13 protein-coding genes are annotated in these 14067 nt (G+C 72.2%); 4 read left to right on the plus strand and 9 right to left on the minus strand.

Annotated features, from left to right (window positions below; all coding sequences use genetic code 11):
* The first annotated feature begins 29 nt into the window (after positions 1 to 29).
* Both AB0937_RS04475 and AB0937_RS04480 read left to right on the plus strand, forming a co-directional pair.
* Positions 30 to 251, plus strand: a complete 222-nt coding sequence (locus AB0937_RS04475) for a hypothetical protein (RefSeq protein WP_366709438.1) — start codon at positions 30 to 32, stop codon at positions 249 to 251.
* A 64-nt stretch (positions 252 to 315) separates the two neighbouring features.
* On the plus strand, positions 316 to 1515 hold the full coding sequence (locus AB0937_RS04480) for a TerD family protein (RefSeq protein ID WP_366709721.1): 1200 nt from the start codon (positions 316 to 318) through the stop codon (positions 1513 to 1515).
* Between the two features lie 48 nt (positions 1516 to 1563).
* Here AB0937_RS04480 and AB0937_RS04485 read toward each other — a convergent pair whose 3' ends face one another.
* From AB0937_RS04485 to AB0937_RS04500, 4 genes are all read right to left on the minus strand, one after another.
* The gene (locus tag AB0937_RS04485; RefSeq protein ID WP_366709439.1) at positions 1564 to 2145 is read right to left on the minus strand and encodes a helix-turn-helix domain-containing protein; all 582 of its coding nucleotides are present in this window, start codon (positions 2143 to 2145) and stop codon (positions 1564 to 1566) included.
* A 166-nt stretch (positions 2146 to 2311) separates the two neighbouring features.
* Positions 2312 to 3349, minus strand: a complete 1038-nt coding sequence (locus tag AB0937_RS04490) for a LacI family DNA-binding transcriptional regulator (RefSeq protein WP_366709440.1) — start codon at positions 3347 to 3349, stop codon at positions 2312 to 2314.
* Positions 3350 to 4016: 667 nt separating this feature from the next.
* Positions 4017 to 5462, minus strand: a complete 1446-nt coding sequence (locus AB0937_RS04495; RefSeq protein WP_366709441.1) for an alkaline phosphatase PhoX — start codon at positions 5460 to 5462, stop codon at positions 4017 to 4019.
* A 155-nt stretch (positions 5463 to 5617) separates the two neighbouring features.
* Positions 5618 to 7036 (minus strand): hypothetical protein, encoded by a 1419-nt coding sequence (locus tag AB0937_RS04500; protein WP_366709442.1) that lies wholly within the window; start codon positions 7034 to 7036, stop codon positions 5618 to 5620.
* A 314-nt stretch (positions 7037 to 7350) separates the two neighbouring features.
* Here AB0937_RS04500 and AB0937_RS04505 point away from each other — a divergent pair, with 314 nt between their 5' ends.
* The gene (locus AB0937_RS04505) at positions 7351 to 9180 is read left to right on the plus strand and encodes an endonuclease/exonuclease/phosphatase (RefSeq protein ID WP_366709443.1); all 1830 of its coding nucleotides are present in this window, start codon (positions 7351 to 7353) and stop codon (positions 9178 to 9180) included.
* A gap of 51 nt (positions 9181 to 9231) precedes the next feature.
* Here AB0937_RS04505 and AB0937_RS04510 read toward each other — a convergent pair whose 3' ends face one another.
* The 3 genes from AB0937_RS04510 to AB0937_RS04520 form a co-directional block, all read right to left on the minus strand.
* Positions 9232 to 9918 (minus strand): antibiotic biosynthesis monooxygenase, encoded by a 687-nt coding sequence (locus AB0937_RS04510; RefSeq protein ID WP_366709444.1) that lies wholly within the window; start codon positions 9916 to 9918, stop codon positions 9232 to 9234.
* Between the two features lie 415 nt (positions 9919 to 10333).
* Positions 10334 to 10699, minus strand: a complete 366-nt coding sequence (locus AB0937_RS04515) for a DUF3618 domain-containing protein (protein WP_366709445.1) — start codon at positions 10697 to 10699, stop codon at positions 10334 to 10336.
* Positions 10696 to 11115: a phage holin family protein gene (locus AB0937_RS04520; protein ID WP_366709446.1), complete on the minus strand. Its 420-nt coding sequence runs from the start codon at positions 11113 to 11115 to the stop codon at positions 10696 to 10698. Before AB0937_RS04520 ends, AB0937_RS04515 begins: the two co-directional genes overlap by 4 nt.
* Before the next feature lie 222 nt (positions 11116 to 11337).
* Here AB0937_RS04520 and dapA point away from each other — a divergent pair, with 222 nt between their 5' ends.
* On the plus strand, positions 11338 to 12210 hold the full coding sequence (dapA, locus tag AB0937_RS04525; protein WP_366709722.1) for a 4-hydroxy-tetrahydrodipicolinate synthase: 873 nt from the start codon (positions 11338 to 11340) through the stop codon (positions 12208 to 12210).
* Here the strand turns inward: dapA and AB0937_RS04530 are convergent, their stop codons facing one another.
* Both AB0937_RS04530 and AB0937_RS04535 read right to left on the minus strand, forming a co-directional pair.
* Positions 12211 to 13422 carry a WD40 repeat domain-containing protein gene (locus AB0937_RS04530; RefSeq protein WP_366709447.1) on the minus strand — a complete coding sequence of 404 codons (1212 nt, stop codon included), beginning with the start codon at positions 13420 to 13422 and terminating at the stop codon, positions 12211 to 12213.
* On the minus strand, positions 13419 to 13976 hold the full coding sequence (locus AB0937_RS04535; protein WP_366709448.1) for a SigE family RNA polymerase sigma factor: 558 nt from the start codon (positions 13974 to 13976) through the stop codon (positions 13419 to 13421). The genes AB0937_RS04530 and AB0937_RS04535 overlap by 4 nt, the downstream gene beginning before the upstream one ends.
* Positions 13977 to 14067: the final 91 nt, after the last annotated feature.

The following is a 14067-nucleotide window of genomic DNA, read 5'->3' on the forward strand; positions in this document are numbered from 1 at the left end:
GCCTGCCCCCCGCCTCGTACCCTCACGGCATGCCGAGACCTCATGGATTCACCTACGAGCAGCACACGGGCGGAACGATCCGCATCAGCCACCACGGCCGCCCCGCCACCACCCTGAACGGCCCCCGGGCCACGCAGTTCCTCGCCGAGGTCGAGACCTCCGACCCCCAGCTCGTCATGGCCCGCTGGACCGGCAACTACAAGCGCGGCAACGAACGCACCGCCCGCAACCACCCGCGCAACCGCCGCTGACCCGATTGGCCGCAGGGTAAGGGAACGGCAAAGTCGCCTCGCTCGTTCACCCGGCATGACAGCTATGACCCCCGGCTCGAACATCCCCCTGTCCGCCGCCCGCGTGACGGTGGACGTCGCCGCCCCGGTGCGGCTCGACGTATCGGGCCTGCTGCTCACCGCCGACGGCAAGGTGCGCTCCGACGACGACTTCATCTTCTACAACCAGCCGTCGGGCCCGGGCGTGACGTACCGCTCGGGCGGCGGCAGCGCCCCCGACGCGATCACGGTCGACACGACGGCCCTCCCCTCTGGCATCGAGAAGATCGTCGTCACGGCGAGCCCGGACGCCGCCGGCCAGACCTTCCAGGGCATCGAGCCGACGGCCACGATCCGCAACGCGGACGACGCCTCCGTCCTGGCCACCTTCACGCCGCCGCAGCTCGGCAGCGAGACGGCCCTGGTGATCGTGGAGGTCTACCAGCGAGGCGGCCAGTGGAAGGCCCGCGCCGTCGGCCAGGGATACGCCAACGGCCTCGCGGGCATCGCCACGGACTTCGGAGTCACCGTGGAGGAGCCGGCCGCCGCCGCCCCACCCCAGCCGGTGGCCCCGCCGCCCGCCCCCGTGCAGCCGCCCGCCCCGCCCGTCTCCGCCCCCGCCGCTCCCCCGGCCCCGGCCACACCTCCCCCGCCCGCGCCCGGCACCGGGAAGATCAACCTCGACAAGGGCCGCGTCAGCCTCCAGAAGAACCAGACGGTCTCCCTGATCAAGGGCGGCCGTCCGCTGCTCTCCCAGGTCAGGATGGGTCTCGGCTGGGAGCCGGCCTACCGTGGCAAGGACATCGACCTGGACGCCTCGGTCATCGCCTACGGACCGCAGCGCAACCACATCGACAGCTGCTACTTCGGCAAGCTGCAGATCGTGGGCGGCGCCATCCGCCACTCCGGCGACAATCTCACGGGCGAGGGCGGCGGGGACGACGAGACCATCATGGTCGACCTCGGCCGCCTGCCCCAGGAGGTCACCGGCCTGGTCTTCACGGTCAACTCCTTCTCCGGCCAGAAGTTCACGGAGGTCGCCAAGGCCTACTGCCGCCTCCTGGACGGCACGACGGGCGAGGAGCTGGTCCGTTTCGACCTCACCTCCGCCGAGCCCCAGACCGGCGTCCTGATGGCCAAGCTCATCCGCCAGTTCTCCGGCGAGTGGGAGATGACGGCCTTGGGGGACTTCGTGAAGTCCCGCACGGTCAGGGGGATGGTCAAGCCGGCAGCCCAGGCCCTGTAGGCCACCGGAGCGGCCCCCGGGACGCCCCCGCACCAGGGGGCGTCCGGCTCACCGGGGCGCGGGCGCCGCTCCCAGCCCCTCCAGCAGCAGCGTCAGATACCGCCGGACGTGCCGGTCCTCCCCGTCCGCGAGTTCCGACGCCGTCGCCACCCCGTGAGCCAGCCGCAGCACGTCGATCGCCTCGAGGTCCGCCCGCAGCGTGCCCTCGGCCTGCGCCGCCCCGACCAGCTGCCCGGCCGCCGCCTTGACCGAGTCGCCGCAGGCCGGGTTCACCAGGGATCCCGAGTCCGTGACGGCCGGGCCCAGCAGCGCCCTCAGCCCCCGCATCCGGATCATCCCGACGCCCAGTTCGTACAGCCACTCCCGCAGCGCCTGGCCCGGCGGCAGTTCGTTCGCGAGCACCCCGGCCCAGGCCGCGATCGCCTCCACGCGGTCGAGATACGCGGCCTCCAGCAGCGCCTGCCGGGTCGGGAAGTGCCGGTACAGCGTGCCGGAGCCGACCCCGGCGCGCTTGGCGATGTCGTCGAGCGAGGCGCCCTCCCCGTGCTCGGCGAACGCCTCGACGGCCACCCTCAGCAGCCGCTCATGGTTGCGCCGGGCGTCCGCCCGCATGGGCCTGACCTGCGCCACGCGACCACTCCTCACCGACCGGGGATTTTCTCCGCACTCTACCGAGACGGCGTACCGGCCCCCGTCCCCTGCATCCTCATCGTCCCCGCCGCCAGGTCCCGCAGGAGCGAGGAAGGGGCGCGGCAGATGTGCCGCAGGGCCGGCGAGACCGCGGCGGCCACTCCGCTCAGGCGGAGTCGCGCACCACGAGTTCGGGTGACACCCACGCGTCAGCGCCCCGCAGTGGCTCCTCGCCCGCGCGCAGCCGGGCCACCTGTTCCACGGCCAGTCGTCCCAGCTGCCGCTTGTCGATGTGCAGCGTGGTCAGGGCGGGTTCGACCAGCTCGCCCAGGGAGAGACCGTCGAAGCCGAGCACGGCCAGGTCGTCCGGAACGCCGCGGCCCCGTCGGCGGGCGGTGCGCATCGCCCCGATCGCGATCAGATCGTTGAAGCCGAAGACCGCGGTGACCTCGGGCCGCCGGGCCAGCAGCCGCTCCATGCCGGCCTCGCCGCCCGCGACGCTGTGCTCGGGGCACATCACGACCCAGTCCTCGTCGACCGGCAGACCGAGTCTCCTCGCCTGCTCCAGGAAGGCCTGTCCGCGAGGTCCGGGGCCGTGCACACCGTCCAGCATGCCGATCCTGCGGTGGCCCGCGTGGAACAGATGGTTCATGCCCTGCTCGACGCCCGCACCGGCGTCGATGCCGACGGCCGCGAACCGGGTCTGCTGCGGACCGCGCTCCAGCAACACCAGCGGCACACCCCCGAGATGCCGGGTGAGCACGTCGTCCGGGTCCCTGAAGTAGCCCACGACCGCGTCCGCCTGGTGGGAGAGCACGTCGAGTGCCTCCCGCTCCCGGGCCTCGTCGATCCGGGAGTCCCACACGACGACCTGCCAGCCGCGCTGCTCGGCCGCCTCCAGCACCCCGGCGGCCACTTCGGGGAAGAAGGGGTTGCGCAGGTCCGGGATGACCAGGCCGGCCGTCACGGCGCCCTTCTGCACGAGCCCGCGCGCGAACCGGCTCGGCCGGTAGTCGAGGATTCGCGCCGCCTCCAGGACCCGCTCCTTGGTGCCGGGGTCGATCTCACCCTTGTCGTTGACCGCCCGGGAGACCGTCTGCCGTGACACCCCGGCCAGGCGGGCGACGTCGTGGATCGTGGCCCGGCGCCGGGCACCGTCGGACCGCTCGGCGCCCGGCTCCACATGCTGATTGTCCGTCCGCACGTCCAGCACTGTATCCGGCGCGGGCCAGCACCCCGCCGCCCCGCACTCGTGTACGGGCGCCATGACACCGCTCGCCGGCCGCGCCCGGCGTTATGGCTGAGGCCGGATGGGTCCACGGTCCGGCGGAGCCGGGTGCGGCCTGCGCCCACCCGTGCCGCCCCAGCGGCACCACTGCCCGCAGCCGCGCCGGAGCGGACCCGCAGCCGCCGGACGACGCAAGGGGACGCCACGCGGCAAGCCACCGCGCGAACGTGCCCGTCCGCTCGTAGCGGTCTTCGTTGAAGCACTCCCATGAGCAGTACGGCCCGTCGCAGCGGGGGCGGCGCTCCGTCGTCCCGCAACGGCGGCACGGCGCGGGCTCCGCACGACGCGCCTCCGCTTCCTGCCGACGGGTCAGGTTGGCGCAGGCGCGGCTGCAGTGGACCGCGCCCTTGGTCAGGACACGACCGCCGCACTCAGGACACACCGGCTTCGGCCTGCGCCGGGCCTGTGCCCACTGCGTGGCGGTGCCGGCAAGGCTGCACCGGTTACTGCAGAAGTGCCTGCCCTTCCCTGTCACCGGCACGCCGCACTGCTCGCACAACTTGGACATGCGTGGACCGTATGTCCAGCAGCAGGGGGCGTCCGCCGAATAGGACGCCCCCACTCGTACGGGTGACTCGGTGTTCTACCGCTTCTGGCGCTTCCAGGGGCCGGTGATGGCGAGCATGATGCCGGGCGTCTGGATGTTGGCGTACAGCGTGCGGCCGTCGGGCGAGAAGGTGACACCCGTGAACTCGCTGTACTCCGGCTCCTGGGCGGTGCCGATGTTGAGCTCGTTGCGGGCGATCGGGTAGGTGCGTCCGCTGTCGGTGGCGCCGAACAGGTGCTGCACGCCTTCCCCGTCCTCGGCGATGACGAGGCCGCCGTACGGGGAGACGGTGATGTTGTCCGGACCGTCGAACGCCCCGTCCTTCGACGGGTCGGGGTTCACTCCGAGCAGGACCTTGAGCGTCAGCGTGCGGCGCTTGGGGTCGTAGAACCAGACCTGGCCGTCGTGCTGAACCGGGCTCTCCTCACGGGCATAGGAGGAGACGATGTAGGCACCGCCGTCGCCCCACCACATGCCCTCCAGCTTGCGGGCGCGGGTGACTTCGCCGTCCTTGAACTGCTTGCGCACGGGCGTGGTGCGGGCGTCGCGGTCGGGGACGTCCACCCAGTCGACGCCGTACACGGTGCCGGTCTTCGTGGCGCGGGACAGGTCGTCGACGAACGTGCCACCCGAGTCGAAGCACTTGGGCGCCTGGAGGACGCCGGCGTCGTCGGCGAGCCCCCGGAACTTCCCGGGGCCGTACTCGAAGCCGCGGGGCGGGGTCCAGCGGAAGAACAGGCCGTTGGGGCCGGAGGCGTCCTCGGTGAGGTAGGCGTGGCCGCGCTTGGGGTCGATGACGACGGCCTCGTGGTCGTAGCGGCCGAAGAACTTCAGCGGCTTGGGGCTGCGATTGGCACGCCGGTCGCACGGATCGACCTCGAACACATAACCGTGGTCCTTGGTCATGCCGTTGACGCCGGCCTTGTCGGAGTTCTCCTCGCAGGTGAGCCAGGTGCCCCAGGGGGTGCGGCCGCCGGCGCAGTTGGTGGAGGTGCCGGCGATGCCCACCCACTCGGCGACGCGTCCGTCGGGGCGTACCTCCACGACCGTGCAGCCACCGGCGGCGGCCGGGTCGTAGACGAGCCCCTCGGTGAGCGGAACCGGGTATTTCCAGTTGGCGCGCGGGCCCTTCAGCTCGTGGTTGTTGACGAGCAGGGTGGTGCCGCGGGGACCGTCGAAGGTGGCGGTGCCGTCGTGGTTGGAGGGTGTGAACTCGCCGGACTCCAGCTTGGTCCTGCCGCTGTAGGTCACGATCTCGTACGTGAAGCCGGCGGGCAGGGCGAGGATGCCCTCGGGGTCCGCGACGAGCGGCCCGTAGCCGACTCCGTGCTGCGCGTCCGCCGCCCCGTCACCCGCGCTGACGGTGTCGTCGGAGGCGAGGGCGTTCGGCGCGGTGGCGAGGGCGCCGACACTGCCCGCCAGCGCGACACCGGCCCCGGTGATCGCGGAGTTTCTGGCGAAGTCCCTGCGGGTGAGCGACATGGTGTGTCTCCTGAGACGGTGAGTATGCCGTGGGAGGTGGCGGACCTCGTTCGGCGAAACCGTCCCGCTCATCCGTGAACACCAGTTGAACAACGCCCTGGGGGCGGGGGGAACTGCGCGACAATCCGAGACGGCGCCGCACCGACCGGGAAGGGTCAGCCCCCCTGCTGCGACCGAGCCTTGAACGCGGCCTTCCGCGCTTCCTTCGCCACCTTCTTGTCGGGATGCAGCCGCCCCATCGCCTCCAGCACATCAGCCGTGGCCGGATGATCGACCCGCCACACGGCGGCGAAGAACCCGCTGTGCTGCTGGGCGAGGCCCTGCACCAGCGCCCGCAGCTCCTCCGAGTTGCCCTCGGCGGCGAGCTGCGCGGCCACGGTGTCGATGGTCAGCCAGTACACCATCGCCTCGGACGGCGCGGGCACGTCCGTCGCACCGTGCTCGGTCAGCCACACCCGTGCGAGCCCGCCCAGCTCGGGGTCGTCGAGGACCTCCCGCAAGGCGGGCTCGGCGGAAGCGCCGACGAGGGACAGGGCCTGCTGGCACCGCAGCCGCCGCAGCGGCGCCCCGGCGTCGGCACCCCGCGCAGCCGCGAGCAACTCCCTGGCCGCGGCCAGGGATTCCCGTCGCCGGAGCCACTGCTCGGTCTCGGCCTGTGCCGCACCCGGCGGGAACTCCGCCGTGCCGTCGAGCAGCGCGTCGGCCCCCTTGTCCGCGAGGTCCCCGACGGCCGGCGCCTCGAACCCGGCCTCCAGCAGGCGTGCGCGCACGCCGTACAGCCCGAGCGGGGTGAGCCGGACCATGCCGTACCGGGAGACGTCGGTGTCGTCGACGGGCGCGGCGGGCTCCTCGTCGGCGTCGGCCATGAGCGCCTCGTCCACGGGCTGGTACTCGACGAATCCCACGGGCTCCAGCATCCGGAACTGGTCGTCCAGCCGCATCATCGCGTCGGACACCTGCTCCAGGACGTCGTTGGTGGGCTCGCTCATGTCGCTGGGCACGATCACCGAGGCGGCCAGCGCCGGCAGCGGCACCGGGGCGGCGTCGGCGGCGTCCTCGCCGGCCGTCAGCAGATAGAGGTTGCCGAGCACGCCGTCGAGGAACTCGGCCTCGCCCTCGGGGTCCCAGTCGAGGGCGGAGAGGTCGACCTCGCCGTCCTCGTCCACGAGCCCGGCGAGGTCGGGGACGCTCGCGTCGGCGAGCACGGTCTCCAGCGCGGCGAGCCATACGGCGAGCACGTCCTGCGGCGAACCACCGGTGAGCAGGGCCAGGTCCGCACCGGCGGTCACCGTGCCCTCCCGCTCGTCGACGACCTCGACGAGCCCGGCGTCGACGGCGACCCGCCACGCCTCGCTGGCGTCGGCGGCGGCGTCCTCCCCGCTCAGCCCGAGCGTCTCAGCGGCCGCGGGCAACTGCTCGTCCACGAGCCCTCCCCCGGCGTCGACGCGGGTGTCCGGCCCGGCCCAGCGGGCGAGCCGGACGGCCCGGGACAGCAACGGCGTGGACAGCGCGTCGCGCGCCAGCTCCGCTTCGTTGTGCAGCCGCACCGGCGGCAGGGGGGAGCTGTCTGACATCGGCTAATTCTCCTAGCGCGCCTCATGTGACTCAGCCGCTCAGCCTAGACGGATTTCCACCCATGCCGCCCACTTCATCTCCCCGTCGGCTGCCGTACATGGCCGAAACCTTGACAAGTGACATGCACAGGCTGGAGATTGACGCGCGTAGAAGTCGGCGGACAGTTGTTCACCGGGCCGGCCCCACCAGGCCCACCCGTCCATACCGGTCTACGCGCGTCATCGCATCCGCCCCACAGGTAGCGACAGTTCAGTCTTTCCACACGTCTCCGCCCTCGTCCCGGCGCCCTGTCATGTCCCCGGAGGGAATCCCGTTGCCGAGCAAGTCGTCCGCGCGTCTCGCCGCGCTCACCGTCGCCGCCGCGTGCTCCGCGGCATCCACGATCGTTCTCACCAGCCCCGCGCACGCGGAGTCGGTCCGCGTCCACGACATCCAGGGCAGCACCCGGACATCCCCGTACGCCGGAAAACAGGTCACGGACGTGGCCGGAATCGTCACCGGCATCCGGACCTACGGATCGTCCCGCGGCTTCTGGATCCAGGACCCGACCCCGGACGCCGACCCGGCGACCAGCGAGGGCGTCTTCGTCTTCACCGGCTCCGCGCCGAAGGGGGTCACCGTCGGTGACGCCGTCACGGTCAGCGGCACGGTCACGGAGTACGTCCCCGGCGGAGCGACCTCCGGCAACCAGTCGGTGACGGAGATCACCAAGCCGACGACCACGGTCGTCTCCAGCGGCAACGCGCTCCCCGCCGCCACGGCGATCACCTCCCGCTCGGTCCCCGCCGCCTACGCACCCGCCGGCGACACCGCGGCGGGCGGCTCGGTCAACGCGCTCCCCCTGAAGCCCTCGGCGTACGCCCTGGACCACTACGAGTCGCTGGAGGGCATGTCCGTCCGGGTCACCGACACCCGCGTGGTGGGCGCCACCGACCCGTACACCGAGCTGTGGGTGACGGTGAAGCCGCACGAGAACCGCAACCGCCACGGCGGCACGGTCTACGGCTCCTACGACGACCAGAACACGGGCCGCCTCCAGATCCAGTCCCTCGGCGCGACGGCGGACTTCCCCAAGGCGAACGTGGGCGACACCCTCACGGGCACCACCGCGGGCCCCCTGGACTACAACCAGTTCGGCGGCTACACCCTGGTCGCGAGCGAACTCGGCACGCTGAAGAGCGCGGGCCTGGAGCGCGAGACGACCCGCGAGCAGCGCTCCTCCGAACTCGCCGTCGCCACCTACAACGTCGAGAACCTCGACCCGTCCGACGACACGTTCGCCGCGCACGCCGCCGCGATCGTGAACAACCTGAAGTCGCCGGACATCGTGTCCCTGGAGGAGATCCAGGACAACAACGGCGCGACGAACGACGGTACGGTCGCCGCCGACCAGACCCTCACCAAGCTGATCGACGCGATCGTCGCGGCCGGCGGCCCGAAGTACGACTGGCGCTCGATCGACCCGGCGAACAACACCGACGGCGGCGAGCCGGGCGGCAACATCCGCCAGGCGTTCCTCTTCAACCCGCAGCGCGTCTCCTTCGCGGACCGCGCGGGCGGCGACGCCACGACGGCCACCGGCGTGACGAAGGTCCGCGGCAAGGCCCACCTGACGCTCAGCCCCGGCCGCATCGCCCCCGCCGACGAGGCCTGGAAGAACAGCCGCAAGCCGCTGGCCGGCGAGTTCGCCTTCCGCGGCCGCACGGTCTTCGTGATCGCCAACCACTTCAACTCCAAGGGCGGCGACCAGGGGCTGACCTCCCAGTACCAGCCGCCGTCCCGCAGCTCCGAGACGCAGCGCCACCAGCAGGCCACCCTGGTGAACGCCTTCGTCAAGGACATCCTCGACACGCAGAAGAACGCGGACGTCGTCACGCTGGGGGACATCAACGACTTCGAGTTCTCCCGGACCGCGAAGCTCCTGGAGGGCCACGGCGAACTCTGGTCGGCGATCAAGTCGCTCCCGCGCAGCGAGCGCTACTCGTACGTCTACCAGGGCAACAGCCAGGTCCTCGACCAGATCCTGATCAGCCCGTCGATCCGCCGCGACTGCGACTTCGAGTACGACAGCGTGCACGTCAACGCGGAGTTCAACGACCAGATCAGCGACCACGACCCGCAGGTTCTGCGTTTCCGCCCGTGACACACCGTGGGCCCGGCCGGGCGTCCCTCCGGCCGGGCCCACGCGTGGCGATCACTCCGGGACCAGCCCCAGAGCGTGCTCGTACCGGCTGCCGGTGACCTTCCGCAGCCCCGGGTACGCCCGCACCCGCTCCCAGGAGTCCGTCGACGGCGCGGCCATCGCCGCCTCGTAGGCCGCGGCACTCTCCCACTCCGCGTAGTTCAGCACGTGCCCGCCGTCCGTGCTGAGGTGGAAGTGGGCGGACATCAGCCCGGCGTGCCCCACCGGATCGTCGCCCAGCGCCTTGACGACCAGGTCGACCCACTCCTCCCGGCGCTCCCGCGCCCCGTCCTCGAAGTCGATCCGCACGGTCACGATCAGACCCGGCGCCCGCGTGTCCCCGACGGCGCGCTCCCTGCTCCGGTAGCGCCGGTACCGCCCGAGCGCGACCCGCTCGATCCCCGGCACGGCCGTGTCGATCTCGTCGACCCGCTCCTGCCGGTGCGTTCCGACGAAGGACTCGTACGCCTGCTCGCCGGTCCACTGCGAGTAGTGCATCAGGGTGGACCCGTCCTGCCCCGCGTACACGTGATACCCCAGCAGGTCCCCGGCGGGCCAGGGCCGCCGCTCCCAGGCCCGCCCGATGGCCTCGACCGTCTGCCGCTGCCGCTCGGGAGTACCCACTCGCCAGGTGCTGAAGAAGGGAGCACCGACGCGGAGGTCGGTGGGGTCGGGGTGCTGCTCGGTTCGACGGCTCATGAACACTCCAGTCGTAGCGCCGGTCGCGAACACACACCACTTTTCAACCTCGACCAAACTTGAGGTCAAGCGGCCGGTGTCGTTGCCGGCGCCGGGTGGGTCCACGGCCCGGCGGGACGGGGTGCCTCCCCGGGCGGCACGCATGACCGCATCTGGACCAGAGCGCACGCGCACCCGCGTACGGCGAGAAGGGGACGTGTCGGGGGGTGTCAGCCCGCAGCGGTTGGCGCGTCAGCGAACAGTCAGTCGGCACACAAGTCGATCGCGCCGTTCCGAGGACGGACATGCCCCGACGCGGCCCCGACCCACCCCCGGCGTCACTCGAAGACGCGCACCCTCACCCACCGCCGGGCAGGGCACGCACCCCACCCACCGCCGGGCAGGGCACACGCGCCCCGCAGAACCAGAACCAGACTCAGTGATGCCCGTGCGCGTGCCTCCACCGCAGCACCCCGACCGCCACCACGGCCCCTGCCGCCCCGGCCACCAGCACCGGCTTCGGATGCCGCATCCCGGCCTCCACAACCGTCCGCACCGGCCGAGGCCCCGCATGCGCCGCCCTGTCCTGCACGGTGTGCCCCGCCTGCGCCGCACTGCTGCGCAACTGCACCGTCATCGCCCCGGCCTTGTCCCGCAGATCAGCGGCCCGCGCCCGCGCACGCCCCTTCACATCCGCCTTCCCGGCCAGCTCCTCCACCGTGTTGCCCAGTTCCGTACGGGTCCGCTCTATCTGCCGCCGCAGCTCGTCGGGCCCCTTGGCCCCACCCGTCGCTTCCGTCATCGATGCGCCCTCTCCTTGATCTCCTCCACGTCCGCCCTGACACTGCCGAGCGCCTGCTCGGGTGTGGGCGGACCGGCCTTCCGCAACTGCGCCCGCCCGGTCGCCGCCAGCACGGCCGCGATCACGAACAGCACTCCCGTCACGATCAGCGCCGCGGCCCACACCGGCAGGACCAGCGAGAGCGCGGCGACACCCGCGCCGGACAGCACCAGCAGCCCGGCGTACGCGACGGCTCCCGCCGCCCCGAGCAGCCCGCCGCCGCGCCCCGCACGCCGCCCCTTCTCCGCGAGTTCCTCCTTGGCGAGGGCCACTTCCTGCCGCATGAGCGTGGAGAGCTGCTCCGTGGCCTGCCCGACGAGTTCACCCACGGAACGGCGCTCGTCGTGCACGGCCCGATGCTCGATGGTCCCGGTCACGGTGCCTCCTCTCGACGTCAGGAACACCCGAGTACCCGAACGCCCCCGCTGCGAACGCGGCACCCTGGGCCCTGACGCTCCCCGTGCTGAAGCATCGCTTACCAATAAGCGGTAGAAAAATTAAGTAGAGCTGTATGGATGTGACGCCGACACTGCTCCCATGACCAGACGACCGCCCGCACCAGCCCACCCGGCGCCACACCACCCCGCCCCGCCCCGCCCCTGGGCCGCACCCTCTGCGCCATGATCACCCCCTTCACCCCGTCCGGCGCCCTGGACCTCGACGGCGCCCAGCGCCTCGCCCACCACCTCGTGGCGCACGGCTGCGACGGCCTGGTCCTGTCCGGCACCACGGGCGAGTCCCCCACCACCTCGGACACCGAGAAGTCCGACCTCGTCCGAGCCGTACGCGAGGCGGTCGGCGACCGGGCGAAGGTCATCACCGGCGTCGGCACCCCCGACACCCGGCACACCGCCGAACTGGCCCGGGAGGCCGAAAAGGCGGGCGCGGACGGTCTGCTGGTGGTGGCGCCGTACTACAGCAGGCCCCCGCGGGAGGCGATCGAGGCCCACTTCCGGGAGACCGCGGACGCCTGCGGCCTCCCGCTCATGCTCTACGACATCCCCGCCCGCACCGGCACCCGCATCGAACCGGAGACGCTCCTCCGCCTCGCCGAGCACCCCGGGATCGTCGCGGTCAAGGACTGCTCCCACGACTTCCTGGGCGCCCAGAAGGTGCTGGCCCGTACGGACCTGGCGTATTACGCGGGCTGCGACGAACACAACCTCGCGCTGTACGCCGTGGGCGGCACGGGCTACGTCAGCACGGTCGCGAACGTGATCCCGGACCGTCTGCGAGCGGTGCTGGACGCGTTCGACGCGGGCGGCACGGCCCGGGCGGCCCGCCTCCAGCAGCAGGTCACCCCTCTCATCGAGGCGGTCATGTCGGCGGGCCTGCCGGGCACCGTCACGGCGAAGGCGCTCATGAACGCCCTGGGCCTCCCGGCGGGCCCGGTCCGCAGACCTCTTCAGCCGGCCGGCCGCAGGACGGCCGACGAACTGCTCTCGCTCCACTCCGCCCTGGTCAGCACGTGATCACCGCTCCGCGAACACCGGCTCCCACCGCCCCTTGGTGCCGTCCTTGGGCGACCGGAAGTCACTGAGCGGGGTGGCCTTCTCGCCACCGATGGTCACCAGGACCAGCCGCTGGTGGTACTCGTTGCCGTCGTGCCCGATGTCCCAGGCGACGAGCGAGTTCCCGTCCGCCCAGGCCAGCAGCTGCTGCCCGCGCACCTCGCGCTGCTTCCCGGTACGGGCGTCGAGGACGAAGGACGACGTCTTCCACTTCCGTCCCGCGAACTGACCGGCGACGAGCTGCCCGTCCGGCGACACCCCGGCGTCGACGAACCAGTCCCGGTACTTCTCCAGGGCGGGCGCGGGGACTTCCTTGCCGGTGAAGTCGTAGAACTTCTTGCCCGGTTCGGTGGGCATCCCGGACCAGGCGAGCCGGCCGTCATGGGTGAACCCGAAGTCCTGGCGGGAGTTGAGGAACGCGCCGGGGTTGTGCGCGCCCCCGCCGAACTCCACCGCGGCCCATGAACTGCTCCCGGAGGCCACGTCGATGACGTGGAAGCCGGTCCGGTACGACTCCGTGAACGGGGCGTCCCAGTCCTCCGACCCGTCGATCTTCACCCGGCGGTCGGGGTTCTTGCTGTACGCCGTCGCGACGAGTTTCCTGCCGTCGGGGGAGAACTCCACTCCGGCCACCGGCCGGTCGACGGGGATCCACCGCTTGACCTGACCGCTCGCCAGATCGAGCAGCCCGATCCGCGGCACGGGCAGGTCCCGCTCCAGGACGGCGGCGGTCCGCAGCCCGGGGGCGACCGCGACGCAGGACCACCGGTCGTCCTTCACGTACTTCTTCGTGGCGGGGTTCAGCAGCCAGTACGTGCGCTCCGCGACAGCCCGGCCGGCGGACTGCTCGACGTTCCTGGTGGTGTAGTACGCGGCCAGCGCGACCCGCCCGGCCGCGATCAGGTCGCGCGGCGGCGACTGGTCGGGGTGGGCTGTGATCCCGGTCTGCGCCCCCCCGCCCGAGGGGCGTACGTCCTGCTTGCCCGAGTCGAGCATCGGTACGGCCACGGCGACGGCCACCACGGCGACGGCCGCGGCGGCAGCGGTCGCGAGCCGGCGGCTGCGCCGGCGCCGGCGCACGGCCAGCACCCGGTCGGCGAAGCCGGGGGCCGCGGACGGCTGCCCCTCGGCCTGGTCACGCAGGGCGTCACGCACGAGTTCGTCGACGTTCACTGACGCACCTCCACGGGCGAGTAGTCACGGGAAGGCCGCTGCTCGGCGGCGGCCGGGCCGAGGACGGCCAGTTCGGGTGCGAGGGCGCGCAGCCGGGCGAGGGAACGGTGGGTGGCGGACCGTACCGTGCCGACGGAGCAGCCCAGGATGCGGGCCACCTCGGCCTCGGGCAGGTCCTCGAAGTAGCGGAGCACGAGCACGGTGCGCTGCCGCGCGGTCAGCCGGGCCAGCGCGCCGCGCATCACCAGGCGCAGTTCGGCGGCACCGGAGGCGTCCGGGGCAGTACCCGTCTCCGGGGGTTCGGCGACGCTGAGTTCGCGCCTCGGCCACTTCAGCCGCCAGCGGCTGACCTGCTGCCGGTAGAGGACCTGCCGTACGTAGGCCTCGGGTTCGTCGATGCGGTGCCAGCGGCCCGCCGCCTTGATCAGCGCGTTCTGGAGCAGGTCCTCGCCCGCGTGCCGGTCGCCGCCGCTGAGCAGGACGGCGGTCTTCAGCAGCGCGGACGACCGGTTCGCCACGAACTCCTGGAAACTCTCCTGCGCTTGGGCATCCATCGTCACCTTCGCTCTCCCCCGGGGGCAGGCCCGGTGCGCGCCCCCCGTATTCCCTGTGACGCGTGTGGGGGCGCCCCGCTATGCCACCCGG

The organism is Streptomyces sp. NPDC047880, from assembly GCF_040706515.1.
In the GTDB taxonomy this organism is placed as follows: domain Bacteria; phylum Actinomycetota; class Actinomycetes; order Streptomycetales; family Streptomycetaceae; genus Streptomyces.

Coding starts and splice junctions, on each gene's coding strand:
- AB0937_RS04480 (WP_366709721.1), top strand. CDS start 316: ATGACCCCCGGCTCGAACATCCCCCTGTCCGCCGCCCGCGTGACGGTG.
- AB0937_RS04475 (WP_366709438.1), top strand. CDS start 30: ATGCCGAGACCTCATGGATTCACCTACGAGCAGCACACGGGCGGAACG.
- AB0937_RS04510 (WP_366709444.1), bottom strand. CDS start 9,918: ATGAGCCGTCGAACCGAGCAGCACCCCGACCCCACCGACCTCCGCGTC.
- AB0937_RS04535 (WP_366709448.1), bottom strand. CDS start 13,976: ATGGATGCCCAAGCGCAGGAGAGTTTCCAGGAGTTCGTGGCGAACCGG.
- AB0937_RS04515 (WP_366709445.1), bottom strand. CDS start 10,699: ATGACGGAAGCGACGGGTGGGGCCAAGGGGCCCGACGAGCTGCGGCGG.
- AB0937_RS04500 (WP_366709442.1), bottom strand. CDS start 7,036: ATGTCAGACAGCTCCCCCCTGCCGCCGGTGCGGCTGCACAACGAAGCG.
- AB0937_RS04495 (WP_366709441.1), bottom strand. CDS start 5,462: ATGTCGCTCACCCGCAGGGACTTCGCCAGAAACTCCGCGATCACCGGG.